Here is a 16,500-nt window from a genome sequence, read left to right on the forward strand (position 1 = left end):
TAATCTTTTATTGACTAATCAACTGTTTCTCAAATTGAAAGACTTTTCGTATTCGTGCTTCTACCATTTCTTTTATCTCATCTTCTTCTAACATGTCTAAAATCATAGCACCGCCAGAAATGTTAAGATATCTTCCTGCTTCTACAAAATGAGCACGTTTAATATCATGACCTTCTTGACTCAGAGTTAATAGTGCACGTAATATTCCTTTTGTAATTGTTCGATTTCCCGTAAAATTGCTCGAGAAGAAATAGACACTTCGACCAGAAAATTCAGCTGAACAGAAAAATTCAGTTAGCCAATAAGGATTTTCTTGATTTGTTTCATCATATGTCATGTAACCTACCCACCAAAGTCGAGCAAGAACATTAACGAATAGAGAACGTTTTGTACCATTCACATAATATAAAGCCGATTTTAGACGTTTTTCATTCTTTTTTTCTAGATCATCTTTTAAACGGAAAAAGAAATAATCACGCATTTGCATATGAGCTAATCCAGTCCAAAGTCGTTCTTGAGTGGCTTGAGAGACTGTTAAATGCTTTAATGCATCATACATCGCTTTAACATTTTCACAATCGCTTACCGAAAAATCTGGATTAAAGCTAAATTTAGGTTGAGTAAATTCTATATTAGATTCAAGTACTGCACCATCTTTATTAAAATACGATTGAAACCATGATTCATCCTGTTTAAAATAATATTCTTTATAACTATCGAAATTAGCCCGTAAATCTTGTAAAGCGTCTTCGGATAAAAATTTTATCTTCATTTTTCATCCTCCTCAGAAAGCAATTTATCAATTTCCTTAAAGGAAGCAATTAGTGGATTTCTTAAAACACGTTGTGCAGCCTCCATAACTGATATTTCTTCATTTATTACTTTTGTAAAAGATAGATGATTATTTTCAAAGATTTGCATTAATACTTGATACCAATGATAGTCTTCAAAGCTTGAAGTATCTTCTTTCAATATATGAAAAACATCAACTAAGCAGGGCAATATGACTAATGTTAATATGGTTTCTTTTAATCGTGTATCACCGTATTGAGCATACTGGTTATATACCTTTTGTGGTAATTCAATGATTATTTGTTCCATTCCTAGATCTACACTCATAAATTCTAGTTTTTCTACGCGCCTAATTGTTACAATTGAAGGTAAATTTTGCGTTTCAGTTGAATCTTCATGCAAAATTAATTCAATCGCATCTGAACTAGCTAGAATATTTCCTTTTTCGTATGTAATGAGTAAGGACGAATAAAATTCATTCCAATTACTATTTGTATAATTTTCGATTCGATCATTTGCAACGATTAACGGATGCACATCTATTTTATTTCGAAGAATATTTTCATCTATATTAATCGTTAAACGATTTGTAAAAGACTTTTTCACGACTCTATAACTAGTTTGCGGGCATTCAATATGTAACACATAGCATGCTTTTCCTTCAGCTATAAGACTCTCAATGCCGCTATTTTCCAAAAGAAAGTTTGCATCAATTACGAGTTCACCAAATACCTTTTTAACTTCAACTTCTACATCAAATGTTGAGTTTACATAATGATCGTTGTCCTTTGAAAGTACTGGATAAGGAAGCTCACTATTTAGCTTCATATAAATCCACCTCCATAACACAGTAATGATCATAGCTTACTTGTACTTCTAATGTAATCATATTTTTACCTACCATGTTGGTAAAATGAACCACATTACCCTTAACGGATATATCATCTATATCCTGTGATTTTACAGATTCAATAGGTAACTCATAGTCACTTTGTTCACCAGATACTTTAAATTCAATTTTTCCTTTTTCAAACTTTTTATCGGGTTTGATACTCACACGATAAGATCCCATAGATTTATCCACACATAAATATCTCATTTTAGTATCAATTGGTTTATACGTTTCCTTTTTTTCTTTATTACCTTGTTCATCGTTTCCAGTATGATTTAAATCTTTTTCATTTAGATCTTGATTACTTTCACTATCTGGATTTTTTGGAGTGTGTGGTGCTATTTCATCGTTACCGTCTACTCCATTTTCAATCCCGGCATCAATTAATATGTCATCAATTTTTTCAGTTTGACGATTTTTCTTCTTTTTCTTTTTTGGTTTATCCTTTTTCTTTTGTTTCACTTCTTTAATCTTCATCGTGATAGATTCTTGCTTTTCTTCACCCTCTCCACTGACATGAACATCAGGTAAGAAATCATTAAGCCCGATAGCATCCATCGTATTTGTTGTTTCTGCTTGGAAATTTTGTAACACAGATTCACGAACAAACTTTCTCAAATCTTTGAATGCTTTTTCCGCAGCTTTCGGGTCTTCATAGCGATTTGGTTGCCATTCATTATGAGCTGGATTTTCCATTTCTTTAAAGACTTGATTCATTCGTTTACCGGTAATCATCAATATCCCTGTAAATATGATGCTACTACTAATTCGATTTTGTTCAAATAAACGCATTCCTGCTTTACGAGTCATCAGAACTTTGCGATTTAAATCTTCACCTTTTATGATATAAAGGGTAGCTTCCCCTTCTTTAAATTCACCAATAGTTTTATATTTTCGCTTTGGCGAAGGAATCTTCAAAGCTTTTTCTGAAGTAAGCACTTTATAATAAGCTTTCAAATGTCTGAAATCCTCATTTGAATCATCAAGTTGCGTTATAAGAGTTCCTATGTTTTCATGCGAGATAATTTCATCCTCAATATGTACGACTAGCTTTTTTTGATAAATTGTGATGAAAAAGTTATATAGTACAGAGTTTCGTATAGATTCTTTCCAATTATCCTGTTGCAAAAATGCTGCAATATAGATATCCGTTCCAGATTCGCACCGAGAATAACTTTTATCAAATCCAAAAAATCCAGGAATTGCTGTCGATTGTGTGTCCTTTGTATAAAAACCTGTTCCTAAAGTTGTAGTCAAGTCAGACTTTTTGTAAGACATAATATTTGCTACTCCAATATGTGATGAATAGCCTGTAATATCAAGTGACTCATAAAAAATGGTACGAATTTTAGAATTTGCAAAAGGAGCTGATTTTCCAATACCAAAGCTACCACCTGAGCTATCTCCTTTGTTCGAGGATCCAGATTCTCTTACAAGAGAACTCCAAGGTGTTCCTAGTTCATCAGTTTGAGCTCCTTCAAGTCCTTTTGTATTAAAATCACTGACTCTTAAAAATTGCATAGTAGGCTTTTTCATAATTTCTTTTGCCTGTTTGATAAATTGTTCGCTCTTAGGATTCAAACCATTCCAAGTTTCTTCGCATTTATCATAAACTTGTACTATCCCATCGTAGTTTGGAAATTTCTTTGTTTCAATTTCAAATCTTTTAAACTCAACAACTACTGGCTTAGATTCATCTTTAACTGCATCCAATGAGTTTTGGCAAATTTCTCTAGTTAAAGAATCTAACTCATTGCCTCGGAATGTTTCAATCCCTGCATTATTAATCGAATTAATCTGTCCGCCTTCAGTTGAAGGAAAATACCAAAATGGTTTCATCTGCTGTACCTCCTGATTGAGTAAGTCGTATATTACTTTCTGTTACCAATAAATAATAGTTGTTATTGTATCCTTATTGGTATAGATTTCGTATATTTAAACTCTTTAGTTACTTAAAATACGTTGTCTTAATTGTTCAATAGTTAAATACTTACCATTTTCTTTACGATGAAGCATAGCATGACAATTAGGACAAACAGGAATTAGATCTTTTTGGGGATCCACTATATAGTCTTGTTGAATTTCATGAAGTGGGATAATATGATGTACATGTATGAAATCTTTACCTACTTTTCCATATACTTTTTCAAAATCTAATTCACAAATTTGACATTGAACACCAAAATATTCGATACAAAGTTTTCGTGCAATAGGATTACGTTCATAAGCATTAACTGTCACACTAATACTTTTACCCTCCGCTAGGTCCTCTGACACTTCATCAGGATAATAACCTTCTGTTAAATTGTGTTTAAAAAAAGTCATTATATAATCTCTGAGTTCACCATGAAGCTTCATCGAACCTTGAATATTACCTTTCAATCCATGTTGACGTAAATGTGAAAGAGAAAGATCATCTATATCAACTTCGTCAACTAATCGAATTCTAGTGTAAGTCCATTCTTTAGACTGCTCATATTTCTCTTCATCTTCCCAGAATTCTTTATTATTTTGAGTATCATTATCCCTTACTAATCCTTCTATAACTTCAACTTTATAGCGTACCTTTTGTATATTACCAGAAACGTATAAAAATAAAATATCGCCATTTTCATAATTATAGGATCTTTTCCAATTAATCTTATCATAACTATTAAATGCTCGTTCTAAATCATATTCTTTTGGATTCGCTGGAACCAACCAAATTCGACGAGCATTTTTATGATTCGTCTCTTCAAGTTCCTTTCGACGATTCTCCGCTACTTCCTCAAGTGAAATAAACCGATATTCATCTTCCTCAACATAATAAGGAATGTTATATACATATCCTCTTTCTATTGGGTCATATAATTTATATTTACTTATCTGAAGATATTCGGCAAGAAATCTAGCAGCATTTTGAATGCTTGTAGCTTCATATAAAAGTTCATCGTTTTTAATAATTGTTATCGGGCTAGGCATTAATAATCCTCCTATTTGAATGTATATTTAAACCAATATAAGTATATCTATCCCTTATCCTTCATCAATCTTCCCCATCTTCTTCTCAAAGTAAATATGTAAACGATACGTACAGATCTGTTTGGTCCAATCATACAGGATACTTTGAGCTTTTTTTGGAATATCGAATGTTACCGCAAATTTTCATCCTCTACCTCTACAAGATAAATACCTTCTGAAAAGCCGCCGCGTTTCTCTTTTTTAGCTAAACGAACTTGTTCTAGTTCTTGGTAAGAAACATTGTATATGTCTAAAGCTGCGTGAACTAATTCTAGTACATCTGCTAGTTCTTCGATGGCATCTTTTTGTACGGTTGCTTCTTTAAATTCTAATGCTTCTTCTTGCATTTTTAATTTTATTTCGCCTAGATGTTCCTCTGGCGCTAAAACACGAGTGGTACATTTCTTTCCGGATTTTTGAATAACTTCTGGAATTAAATCACGAACTAATTTATTGTATAGAGGTATATTTGTTCTCCCCTTTTATATGTATCAACTTCATCTACATTTAATATAAACTATTTTGGGATTTTTTGAATATTTATTTACTTTTCATCCACCAGGTCTTATCTGTCGTAAAAAATCCCAACCCTCTTCAATTTTTTATATCTATTATTCAAAAATGATGTTAGAGATGTATAAATTTCCACTCTTTTACCCTATCATGTAAAATAGCAATTAATTCAGGTCTTTCACAGAACAACGACTAGCGATTTTTTTAATATTTTCAAAGGTATACTCGTTGTAACAAGAACATTTGCATTCGAAGATAGTGATTCTGTAAGAAATGTAACAATTTCCACAATGATTCATAACAACTGCTATGAAAATACATAAGTCATTGAACAAGTTGTTCCAAATAATAAGAATCCTGTTTTATTGAAGAAATATTACATTGATGGAGGTTTTATAAATGATTTTACAAGTACAAATTCAAGCACTCTATACCCCCACCCCCGTTTATCGTACATTGCTGTTATCAGATGAAATGTCATTTGATGAATTTGGGGCACTTATTAATGCAGCTTTTGATATAGTTCATTCGGAATCGTATTTATTTCATTCGTTCCGATCAAATGGGAAAGAAATAGAAGATAATTATATTGGCATTGATTATGACAATAATTTTTTTATCTTGGATACTGACATTCAAGATGATGAAGATGCTTATCTTTATGAATGGTTTAAAAAAGAAAAAGATGAGGCTATTTATGAGGTTGCCAATGAAGAGATCGAACTTCAAATTGAAGTACAGAAAATTACAAAACCAAATTCTGCTACTGAATACCCTGTTTGTATCGCTGCTGAAGGAAATATTTTTGCCACAGATAAAAGTTCATCAGTTGATATTGATGAGATAAATGAACTTATTGAACTTGGAAGCTCTCTATCAAATGATGTATTAGATCAGTTGATTGGAGAATTTCTAGAGGATAAACCAGATTGGTCTTCATTGTTCCATGTGGCGGATGAATTAAAAAAGCTTAAACCTTGGCAATATCTAGATGACAATCATATCTTTGTTGTACGACATCCTGAAACAGAGGAGTTGTTCTTTTGCTCTATCTTAGGTAGTAGTGATATTGAATATGGCTTATCCATCTATAGAGGAATTGAAGGTTGGAATGTATTGAGAGATATTTTAAATAATCAAGTAACTGACGACTTTTTCTATCAATTGCATGGTTTAGGTGTATATTTTGTCGATCGAGATGAATTAGAAAAATCCGATTATGATTTAATAAAGGACACAGGGCTTTCATATAGAGGCAAACACAATTGGATTCAATTCCGAAGTTATGAACCTGGATTTGTCCCATGGCTACCTAATGCCGATGATGTTGCTATTCTGATTACAGTTATTCAACAATCGATTCAATTTGTTCAAGAATGCAAAAATGGTTGGCAATTCCCTTGTATTAAGGACCCAGATACCTTTGTGATGCGCCACAGAGATGATAATAGGCAGTGGATTCAAACAATTGAACCTTTAAATTTGTCGATCCACAATAGTATGCAAATCTACGATGAATTGTCTGAGTTTGAAATGGCACAGATTAAGAAAAAAAAGAAAAATAATTTAGTATTAGAATTTGACCTTTTTTACACGAATAATGCAGTAAATGATTTCATGGCAGAACGCCCATATTTCCCTGTTTTATGTATAGCAGCTGATCAAAATACAGGGATGATTTGTTACCATCAAATTATTCCAGATAAAAAAAATGCAGCGATAACACAAATTGAATTTTTGAACTTACTGAAGCACTTAGATGAACGTCCTCAAGCAATCGTAGTAACACCTGAAGTTAAGGACCACTTAGAACCATTAGCCAAAAAATTAAATATTACACTACAATCATCCAAGACATTATTCGTATTAGATGATTTCAAAAACCATCTACCAATTTAAAATATCTCCAACCAAAGAAAGGCCCTTTGACAAAAACAAACTTAGTGTCAAAGGGTTTTTGATTTTTACATAGCATTTACAAACGGTTTTTCGGGTTTAATCTATTAAGGTTAGGGATTGTGATGAGATTAATCCACGTTTTTTGAGATTCAATACACGCATTTCCGGATTCAATCCACGTTCTTTAGGTGTCAATACACGCATTTCCGGATTCAATCCACGTTCTTTTGATGTCAATACACGCATTTCCGGATTCAATCCACGTTCTTTTGATGTCAATCCACGCATTTCCGGATTCAATCCACGTTCTTTTGATGTCAATCCACGCAACTACAAATTGTATCCACGTTCCGTGAAATTTACGTCCTATTTCGAACTCTTTTATGAAAAAATAAGATACTCAGTCTCTCAACAAAAACTTCCTTACGTAACCCAAATTTGATTAATCCCAGTTAGCTATACTCAGCCGATAAAGTGATTGTTAAAATCTAGTGATTTCTTCATTTTCCTTAAAATTACTAGCTTCCAGTTTCAACCTTCAAAACCTCATACTGAAACCCTTGGAATTTATAATTCTGCTTCTGATACATATCCCTTGGGGTGTCTTCCCCATCGGCTACGAGGATGATTGTTTTATCTGGGAATTGGTCCATGACGTGACGTTGGAGTTGACCTCCTATTCCCTTACGTTGGTGGGATTCGATAACAAATAGGTTGTCGATTTCTGCTGTTTGTTCTTTTTCGCTGACTTCAACTGAGCCAACTGGGACGCCTTCCTTGTTATAGGCAAGGATTTGGTATCTGTAACTTTCCTCTTTGAATTGACGACGTAACATCGTTTGTTTTTGAGTTGCAAAGTTTTCGCCATATTTTAAATCTTCATTGTATTGGAGTTTTAAGAAGTCTTCTAGGTTCTTTTCTGTTACTGGTTGCACGTTGATGTTTGGATCTTTAGCAACTGTGAATTGGCTTGGTTGAATAGTATATAATTCGAGAAAGCCAATATTATAGTTTTCTTCTTTTAAATAGCTAGTGATAGGAGCAGGAATCTTTTCATCTGCTGGGAACACAAATTTTACATGTTGCTGTCCGTGTTGTTGATGAAATGTATGTAAGGCTTGTTCGATTTTTTTGAATTCTTCTAATGTAGGCATTTGCTTCCACTCGATAAAGTTACTATCATAACGGCTTAGCATTTCTGGATAATGATATTGTCGGTAAAGCGCATCTTCGTAAATGATATGACCAATTTTATGTATGTTTTGAAATGTGATGTTCATCTTTATCCCTCTTTTTGTTTTGTATTTTTAAAATAATAATCACTGCTGAATTGAATAAAATTGGAAGTTATTCGATTGAAATTATAGATCACTTCCTATATTTATATCTTTTAATTATACAGGAAATAAGTTACTTTTTTGAAGGGCTATATTTTCGAGAATAGAAATGAGTGGATTGAGTAGCGACTCAGCAGCAACAACGCGAACTACTTGAACTAACTGATATAAGGCAAAAAAGCCCTTTGACAATGTGTATTTTGTCAAAGGGTTCAATGGATTATTTGTTATAGGATCAATCTACCGCTTATTTGATTAAAAACCTGTGGTTGCAATACTATAAAAATCTCATACATTAATAATAGTTTATAGGTTCTAATACATACTTTCCATTTTTCAATTGTGTAAAATGTAAATAAACTGTGACTGCATTCATTGGACTATAGTTTTTTGGCTGGAAAGAAAAACTGAAATTTGCAAATCCCTTCCTAACTGAATAATCATTATATTCTACTTTAGAAGTTGTGACTTTTTTTACAGCCTTAGAATAGTTTGCAGTATCCTTTTTTGTATTCGCTTTTCTTGTCCTTTTTACTTTATCATTGTAATTTTCCACTGAATAACCATATCCTAGCATATATCTGCCATCTTTTTTGGATGCTAAGTGCTTTATCGCATACGTTTTGAATGCTTTTGTTTTTCCGTCTCCTAAAGAAGCACCATACATTTCATTAGTTTTGCAGCTTCTGGTCTTAATTCGCTCATAACTGTTTTTGTTTTAAATTTCTTTGGTAAAGTGATGACACCTTTTTTTGATACTACCTTTTTTTCACTAGCTGTTTGAACTACTTTTTTTGTGGATGTTGCGTTACTTTCTGCTGAAACTTCTGCTGTCCCAATTACTAAGCTACAGGCTAGAATAATTGATACAATGATTCCTTTTTTACTTAATTGTTTCATAAATCCCCTATCCTTTCACCTTCTAAATTATCCGATATTTTTCCATTACTGTGTTATTTTACCACATCACAACTTAATGTCTTTTCACTTTTCTGAAATAGTATAATAATACCAAATTATAGACTATTGTCCAAAATCTTTTTCCTATTAAACTGAGTATACCCATACTAAATATCTAGCTTATACATGATTATTATTAGTAATTTCTCCGTCTATTTTCACAAAAGGCCCCTGCTCATTAGAAGTATTACCTTTCAAAAGAGGCATGGTAGGATATAAATTTTCTGAAACGCGGGAGAATTTTTGGAAACCGCGGAAGTGGCAATCGAAATCGCGGAACTAGGAGTGAAAATCACGGAAGAGACACTCGAAATCGCGGAACCAGGAGTCGAAGTTGGGATTTGAAATAGTATGGAACCTAAAAAACAAGAGATTCGTTGACAAATAATATCATCGAATCTCTTGTTTTCTATTAACGCTACTATTCAAATGAACTTTATAGCTTGAATCTGCCAACAGTCGTGCGAAGTTGTTCTGCCATAGTGGCTAGGTTATTAGAAGAGGCAGTAATTTCTTCCATACTTGCTGTTTGTTCTTCGGATGCGGCTGCAACATTTTGAATACTGCTTGAGTTTTGAACTACGCTTGCGCTAACTTTCTTCATGGAGCCAGCGATGTTATTCATACCGCCATTCATTGCATCAATTGTTGTACTTACATGATTCACTTGAGAGTTCAACTCTGATATCGCTGAGTAGATTACTTTAAATGCATCTCCTGCTTCTTGGAAAGCATCGGCACTTACTTTTAGATTTTCATAACTTGTAGACATTGAGTCTACTGCATTTGTAGATTCAGACTTGATCAAATCAATACGATTGCTAATATCGTTTGCTGCTGTTCTAGATTGATCTGCCAGTTTTCTTACTTCTTCAGCTACAACGGCGAATCCTTTACCATGTTCACCTGCACGTGCAGCTTCGATGGATGCGTTAAGTGCAAGTAAGTTGGTTTGATCAGCGATTTCTGTAATTAATGAAACAATTTCACCAATTTCTTTAGAGTAATTGCTTAAACGATTAACCACTTCTGAAGTTGTATCAATCATCTTAGTCGTTGTGTTCATTTTATCTACAGCATTGATAATAATTTCTTTACCCTTTTCTGCTGTGTGAGTTGTATCAACTGCATTTGCGCTTACTTGTTCAACGTAGTTCGTTACGTCATTCATTTTTTTAGATATTGTATTTACATTATTTCCAATCTCTTCGACAGCATCTGTCTGTTTTTCAGTACCTGCTGATACTTCTTGCATAGATACCGTTACTTGTTCTATAGAGGCGCTTGTTTGTTCAGCTCCTGCAGACAGTTCTTCAGAAGTAGCTGCTACATTTTCAGCATTTGAACTAATTTTAGAAATAATGTCTCTTAAATCGTCTACCATATGATAAACTCCATGTGATAATTGTGCGATTTCATCTTTTCCTTTTATTTCAAATCGTTCTGCTGCTAAGTTTCCTTCAGCTACTTCGTCAACATAATTGTTAATAGCAAGTACTGGCTTAATAATTCGTTTAGTAATAACGTAAGCAAGGATTGCACCTAAAACAACAAATAGTAATGTCAACCCTACTGCAGTCCAAAGTGTTTTAGATTGCACTTGAGAAATAAAGGCAGCGTCCATATCTAATCCGAAAATGATATCTGTACCTTTAAACGGGACGAAAATAGATTTATGAATACCATACTTATCTTCATAAATATCACTAAACGTGACTTTACCTTGATCAATTGCTTCATTCATCTTAGGATCAAACTTATAAGCTGCATTGTGATTATCGGTATCACTCAATGCTACAATATGCCCTCTTCCATTTGAGCGGGAAAGAACATAGGCATTTTGTACTTTTAGCCGTTTTTTATCCTCATTTAAAGCCTTTAATAGTGTTTCATATTGTTTTTGATCATTATTATCAGCCGCTGTAACGAGAGAAGTGTCAACATCTTCCATTACTTTATCTGATACAAGTTCTAATTTATCCTCAAAGAGACTCATCACTCGGTTTTGAATAATATTGTTTGAAGTATAGTAAAGTATTGAGCCAAAAATGATTGAAAAAATGGCTATTGGTGAAACGAAATAAAGAATATACTTGTATAGCATTGTATGTCTATTTTTTGCTAGATTCTTCAACGGTTAAATCCTCCAATTCTTCTATTGAGTGTTTTAGAGACTCAATGATTGCTGGAATATGTTCTACTTCTGTATAAGGTGAAATGGAGAAGAATTTTGCTACTCCAACTGGGATGCGTTCTGTACTGTCAGAAGCATCAACTGTACAAATACGCGTTGTGTCTCCAAAGAACACGTCATCTCGATGTTTACCTAATATTTCAAATAATGATGAATTTAATGCATTTATCTTTTCGATTTCTGAAACGCTATATTTGCCTGCTTGTTCTGATTTCCAATTAGCATTGTTAGGATATAATCGGAACGCTGTAATTGGTCCTATATTAGTTGGGTTCACTATTTGCAGTGATGGTAATTTTTGTTGTAATTGCTGACGGAATGCTAAGTTAACACGAACATAATTTGCTAGAATTTTTTGGTAGTCTGTTTTACCGAATGCCATTAGTGCAGCATAGATTGCTATAGAGCTACCCATTCGAGAGCATTCTAATGTATATCCTGTATGATATGAACCATAACCACGGTTTCCAACATACGGTGTATCAAAATCCTCTAAATCTAAAAGACCTAGTGAACTACCTTCTTTTAATAGGAACAAGCTAGTTAGATAAGGTGTTTGACCAAGCTTTTGGAAGTCAAAACATAAAGAATCAGCCAAATGAAGATATTGCATACGTGAACGAATAACCATTAAGCTTTCAAGTACCTCATCTTCAAAGTGCAGTGGATTTTGTTTGAAATCGTAATCGTTAAAGAATGCATAAAATCCGCCCAAAGCAGAGTCTGCATGAATATGAATTGGTTTTAAATTGTATCGTTTTTCAAATTCAGTTGTAATTTCTTTAATTTCTTTAATATTATCTATTGCAAAGCTATCTGTCGCACCAGTTGTTGCAACAATATATACTGGGATTCCGCCCTTTTCTATCACTTCATTTAAACGTTTTTGTAAATCATCCATATCCATAGAATGATCTTTTCCTGCTTTTACACGGACTAAATGATTACTTCCAATACCAACAGCTTCAATTGATTTTAATAAACTATAATGTGCATTTTCAGAAGCAAAACAGTATAGGTTATTTGGCACCCCTTCTTCTTTTGCATGAGGGAATTGTTTCGCAATTGCTACGCGAAGTCCACTAAATACTGCACCTTGGCCGCCCCAAGTGGTATAACCGAAGCTCTTTGTATAATCATAGCCGACTAACTTAGACATCATCGAAATAACTTTCACTTCAGATTCTGTAGCTGCAGGCCCATAAACATCCCATAAATTATTCCCATTCAAGAGGGAGTTTACAAACAAACCTAATATACCTGGAATGCTTGCCATAGGCAGTACATTTGTCACGAAATTATGTGTATGGAACGGATGGCCTTTCATTAAGTCAGTTAACGCATTCACGACAGTATCTAAACCAGTACCATTCGTAGGGACAACATGCTCTTCCATCAACTCCTGATAAAAATTTGCCGAACGTTCTTGCATTGGTCCAAGTGTTGTTTTAGATGGATCTTTTAAGGAATCCATTGATGTTAAAATTTTTTCAAGATAATTGACTAATTGTTCTCTCTGTTTTCCATTGCCATCTTCGCTTTGGAATAGTTGTTTCATAGTATCCATTTCAAAAACACCTTTCATAGTTCTAAAAACATATATTTCGAATTAATTATTAGTAAAATATACATGTATATTATAAGTAAAAGAAACTACAAAATCCAATATTATGTTGAAATAATAATATTCAGAAAAGTTGAACCAATTAGAGTTTTATGCCAATTAACTTCATTACGATTCATGAAATTTATAGATCAATCCATTAATCCATTTTCTCAGCTGTAATCCACAGATTTTAATTGTTAGTTAATCCGCAAATCAAGGATCAATCCACGTTTCTTCGTGGGTAATCCACGCATTTCGAGATTCAATCCACGTTCTTCAGGTGCCAATCCACGCAACTATGAATTGTATCCACGTTCCGTGAAATTTACGTCATGATTGGGATTTTTTTAGGATCATCAAGGATCTTTCAGACAAATATTAGCTCTCATAGGAGATGATAGGATATAAATTTTCTGATACGCGGGAGAATTTTCTAAAACCGCGGAAGTTGCACTCGAAATCGCGGAACTAGGAGTAAAAATCGCGGGAGAGACACTCGAAATCGCGGAACAACTAGAAGTCGAAGTTGTTCGATGGCAGTCACCACTGTTATGTAATGGAGACCATACCACCCTTTTAGGTGTCATTCAATATTGAATCAATACTGGGATGAAACTATTAGAAGAAATAACCGTATAAATAGTATAGAGGAGGTGTGGCTATTAATGATTTTTCGTTCAAAGGTAGACAATTTCTTTGTAGCAATGATTTCTATAGCTATTTTAATAATAGGAGTTGTAACACTACTCCCTGCAATTCTTGATAAAGAAGCATCTACTACTATTAGAATTATTATGTTCGCTCTATTTATTGTTTTAGAAGGAATCATCGTGTGGACTGCCTTTTTCATTAAGTATGTTTTCTATAAGGATTATCTATTAGTGAAAGGAGGGCCATTTCGTAGTAAAATTCCATACAAAATGATCACCAAAGTATCTCCAACAAATGATATATTGACAGGTTATCGAATATTATCTTCCAGACAAGGACTTGAACTATTTTATGAATCCGGAGCACTTGGAAGTGTGAAAATTTCACCAAAGGAAAAGGCGGAGTTTATCACCGAGTTAACAAAACGTTGCTCAAACATACAGGTACAGGAATAATTTAGTCCTGCAAGTGATTAAAAGGTCAATGATTTGACTAAAATATTTTTAGGGCATTTTTAATTCCTCCTCATTGTTTATTGTCGTGGTAACATTGTAATCAAGAGGGATTGATGGCCCTTTTTCTTTTTCACAGTAATACGGATTTAATACATAGCATACATAAGCATGGCTCAACATTCTTTGTACAAAATCTACTCTCAAAAAGAAAAGGCCAATACAGATAAATCATCTATACTCGCCTTTTAACTGAATTCTATTGTTAGTTTCTCTAGGTTAATATTGGCCTTCATTTCTTTTAGAAGATCTAATCCAACAATACCATCCAAATCAAAATCGTAATTCATTGCCCCGATTTCTAATGGAAAATCAGTTGCCTCTGCTTCTCCGATTTTAATGGTATCTACCATTTTAGAAAAGACAAATTCTGAACCACCGACACCACTAATACGGTAGATTGTGTCATCTACTTCTGGAATTAGATCGATTGATTGAGCTAAATCTGTAGATATTATTGTACCCCCTGACCCCGTATCAACCAAAACTCGGTTTAGACTTAACGATTTGCCTCTAAATATTACTTTCAAATCAGTAAGCAATAATCCATCCTCAATGATTAACTTTTTCACTACCTTCTAACACCTACCCGTTTTTTCTCAATAATATTGGGATTCTTACGATTTGTATGAAGAACATATAATTCACGCGATGGATTTTCTTGATGAAGTTCCTGGTATGCTTTCATTGCATCAGGAGAATTAGAAAATTTCTTGATTGGTATAATTTCTTTTAAAATACGTTCACTTTTTTCATTAGTATATGCTTCAACAGCTTCAATCAATACCCATTGTTTTGGAAATGCCTGGCACACTTCTTCCCATTTCATATAAGCCACCTCCGATTGTTTTCTATCTATTTTATCATGTTAGATTAGTATTTTTTGAGTTGTAAATTTAAATGGATTTTATTGGTTTTATTGTTTAATCCACGCATATCGTGATTCAATCCACGTTCTTCCGTTGTTAATCCACGTATTTCGTGATTTAATCCACGTTCTTTCACTGCCAATCCACGCGTTTTCGAATTGTATCCACGCTCCGTGAAATTTACGTCCCAACTTCAACTCTTTCTATGGCATTCAAGAAACTTAAAAGAGGAAAATTAGAATATAACTATACAAATCTCCATAAAAAATAAAAATGTGCACGTATACTAAAATTATCAACATAAATTAAAAAGACCGCTGATGTTAGTCCATCAACGGTCAAACAGATAGTCGGTTCCCTCAAGGGGATTGGCAGTTGTTTTAGGTGAATTAACCCATCAGAGCCCTAACTCAAGGATGGGTTTTTTTTATGGTTAAATGACAGAATACTAATCACTAATGCCGCTAAATCAATGCAAACTTTAAAGCTTCGAAAAACGTACGTGCACTATTCTCTTTCTATCATCTTTTCCTTCTATAAAACTTTCGCAAAAGTAAAATATAAATCAAGTCGTATACTAACGTAGCAATTGAAAGTATTGTAATGAGACTGGTTCTGAAATAAATATAAAATGCGATGGCTGCACATAAGCTTCCAAGCATTTTAAAAATTGCAATACTAATTGATTGGCCGCTTCTATTTTCCCTACTTAATAATAGAGAAATAAATAACCCTGACATCATTAAGTTTTGCCCAAATGCAGCGTATTTCCCTTCGATATCATTAAACTCAAATGCCATCGCCATGATGATCAGGAAACTAAATACAAGTGTTATGAAAAATGAGGAATAGAAATATCTTTCTGAAATACCCTTCTTCTTCTCTTTTGGTCCATACAATAGATATTGCATCAAAATGATAACATCTAGTAAAAACCAAATGAGCGTAATGATTTTTTGTGGCCCGGAATGCGGAAACACAAAGGTATAGATGAACTCCCACGCTATATTGGCACAAAGAGCCGCCATCGGCATACCATAACTTTTATCTAGAAACCCACGTATAATAATTAAAATATATGTAATGATCCAAAATAGCCCCGTACCTAACTGTAGAATAGAAAGCAAGTCTCCTTGAATGAACAACTACATCCCCCAAATCCAACAATTTTGATACTAAAAACTTATTCTTTATTTGGTTTCATTATGAGTAGAAATCGATTTTGGAACATTGCTTACTCATCACCTATTTAGCATGTTCCAAAATACAGTTATG

The 16,500-nt window shown here is 33.5% G+C and carries 17 protein-coding genes; 2 read left to right on the forward strand and 15 right to left on the reverse strand.

The window, feature by feature from the left end; translation table 11 throughout:
* Positions 1-7 precede the first annotated feature (7 nt).
* From CW357_RS18550 to CW357_RS18870, 5 genes are all read right to left on the reverse strand, one after another.
* Entirely contained in the window at positions 8-772 is a 765-nt protein-coding gene (locus CW357_RS18550) for a DUF6339 family protein (protein ID WP_241155053.1), read from the reverse strand.
* A complete protein-coding gene (locus CW357_RS06830) occupies positions 769-1,620 on the reverse strand; it encodes a hypothetical protein (protein ID WP_124217665.1) in 852 nt (283 codons plus the stop codon). Before CW357_RS06830 ends, CW357_RS18550 begins: the two co-directional genes overlap by 4 nt.
* Complete coding sequence (locus CW357_RS06835; protein ID WP_124217666.1) at positions 1,607-3,523, reverse strand: hypothetical protein; 1,917 nt, start codon at positions 3,521-3,523, stop codon at positions 1,607-1,609. Before CW357_RS06835 ends, CW357_RS06830 begins: the two co-directional genes overlap by 14 nt.
* 105 nt (positions 3,524-3,628) lie before the next feature.
* On the reverse strand, positions 3,629-4,645 hold the full coding sequence (locus CW357_RS06840) for an HNH endonuclease (protein ID WP_124217667.1): 1,017 nt from the start codon (positions 4,643-4,645) through the stop codon (positions 3,629-3,631).
* A 170-nt stretch (positions 4,646-4,815) separates the two neighbouring features.
* Positions 4,816-5,031, reverse strand: coding sequence for a phosphoribosyl-ATP pyrophosphohydrolase (locus CW357_RS18870; RefSeq protein ID WP_371683865.1), 216 nt, complete (start codon positions 5,029-5,031; stop codon positions 4,816-4,818).
* 565 nt (positions 5,032-5,596) lie between these two features.
* Here CW357_RS18870 and CW357_RS06850 point away from each other — a divergent pair.
* The gene (locus CW357_RS06850) at positions 5,597-7,096 is read left to right on the forward strand and encodes a DUF7309 domain-containing protein (protein WP_124217669.1); all 1,500 of its coding nucleotides are present in this window, start codon (positions 5,597-5,599) and stop codon (positions 7,094-7,096) included.
* Positions 7,097-7,192: 96 nt separating this feature from the next.
* Here the strand turns inward: CW357_RS06850 and CW357_RS06855 are convergent, their stop codons facing one another.
* The 6 genes from CW357_RS06855 to CW357_RS06880 all read right to left on the reverse strand — a co-directional run bounded on the left by CW357_RS06855 (position 7,193) and on the right by CW357_RS06880 (position 13,154).
* A complete protein-coding gene (locus CW357_RS06855) occupies positions 7,193-7,426 on the reverse strand; it encodes a hypothetical protein (protein ID WP_124217670.1) in 234 nt (77 codons plus the stop codon).
* Positions 7,427-7,614: 188 nt separating this feature from the next.
* The gene (locus CW357_RS06860) at positions 7,615-8,376 is read right to left on the reverse strand and encodes a GNAT family N-acetyltransferase (protein WP_124217671.1); all 762 of its coding nucleotides are present in this window, start codon (positions 8,374-8,376) and stop codon (positions 7,615-7,617) included.
* Positions 8,377-8,728: 352 nt separating this feature from the next.
* Complete coding sequence (locus tag CW357_RS06865) at positions 8,729-9,100, reverse strand: hypothetical protein (RefSeq protein WP_124217672.1); 372 nt, start codon at positions 9,098-9,100, stop codon at positions 8,729-8,731.
* Positions 9,082-9,333, reverse strand: coding sequence for a hypothetical protein (locus CW357_RS06870; RefSeq protein ID WP_124217673.1), 252 nt, complete (start codon positions 9,331-9,333; stop codon positions 9,082-9,084). Before CW357_RS06870 ends, CW357_RS06865 begins: the two co-directional genes overlap by 19 nt.
* A 496-nt stretch (positions 9,334-9,829) precedes the next feature.
* Positions 9,830-11,527, reverse strand: coding sequence for a methyl-accepting chemotaxis protein (locus CW357_RS06875; protein WP_124217674.1), 1,698 nt, complete (start codon positions 11,525-11,527; stop codon positions 9,830-9,832).
* Positions 11,505-13,154, reverse strand: a complete 1,650-nt coding sequence (locus CW357_RS06880; RefSeq protein ID WP_124217675.1) for a pyridoxal phosphate-dependent decarboxylase family protein — start codon at positions 13,152-13,154, stop codon at positions 11,505-11,507. The genes CW357_RS06875 and CW357_RS06880 overlap by 23 nt, the downstream gene beginning before the upstream one ends.
* Before the next feature lie 704 nt (positions 13,155-13,858).
* Between CW357_RS06880 and CW357_RS06885 the strand changes: the two genes are divergently transcribed.
* Positions 13,859-14,299: a PH domain-containing protein gene (locus CW357_RS06885; RefSeq protein ID WP_124217676.1), complete on the forward strand. Its 441-nt coding sequence runs from the start codon at positions 13,859-13,861 to the stop codon at positions 14,297-14,299.
* Between the two features lie 245 nt (positions 14,300-14,544).
* Here CW357_RS06885 and CW357_RS06890 read toward each other — a convergent pair whose 3' ends face one another.
* The 4 genes from CW357_RS06890 to CW357_RS06900 all read right to left on the reverse strand — a co-directional run bounded on the left by CW357_RS06890 (position 14,545) and on the right by CW357_RS06900 (position 16,370).
* Positions 14,545-14,928 (reverse strand): retropepsin-like aspartic protease, encoded by a 384-nt coding sequence (locus CW357_RS06890; protein ID WP_119416778.1) that lies wholly within the window; start codon positions 14,926-14,928, stop codon positions 14,545-14,547.
* Positions 14,928-15,185 carry a hypothetical protein gene (locus CW357_RS06895; RefSeq protein WP_119416777.1) on the reverse strand — a complete coding sequence of 86 codons (258 nt, stop codon included), beginning with the start codon at positions 15,183-15,185 and terminating at the stop codon, positions 14,928-14,930. Before CW357_RS06895 ends, CW357_RS06890 begins: the two co-directional genes overlap by 1 nt.
* A 44-nt stretch (positions 15,186-15,229) precedes the next feature.
* On the reverse strand, positions 15,230-15,361 hold the full coding sequence (locus tag CW357_RS18730; protein WP_256386322.1) for a hypothetical protein: 132 nt from the start codon (positions 15,359-15,361) through the stop codon (positions 15,230-15,232).
* Between the two features lie 385 nt (positions 15,362-15,746).
* Complete coding sequence (locus CW357_RS06900) at positions 15,747-16,370, reverse strand: transmembrane-type terpene cyclase (RefSeq protein ID WP_124217677.1); 624 nt, start codon at positions 16,368-16,370, stop codon at positions 15,747-15,749.
* Between the last annotated feature and the right edge of the window lie 130 nt (positions 16,371-16,500).

Origin of the sequence: Rummeliibacillus sp. TYF005 (genome assembly GCF_003844195.1) — a bacterium.
In the GTDB taxonomy this organism is placed as follows: Bacteria; Bacillota; Bacilli; order Bacillales_A; family Planococcaceae; genus Rummeliibacillus.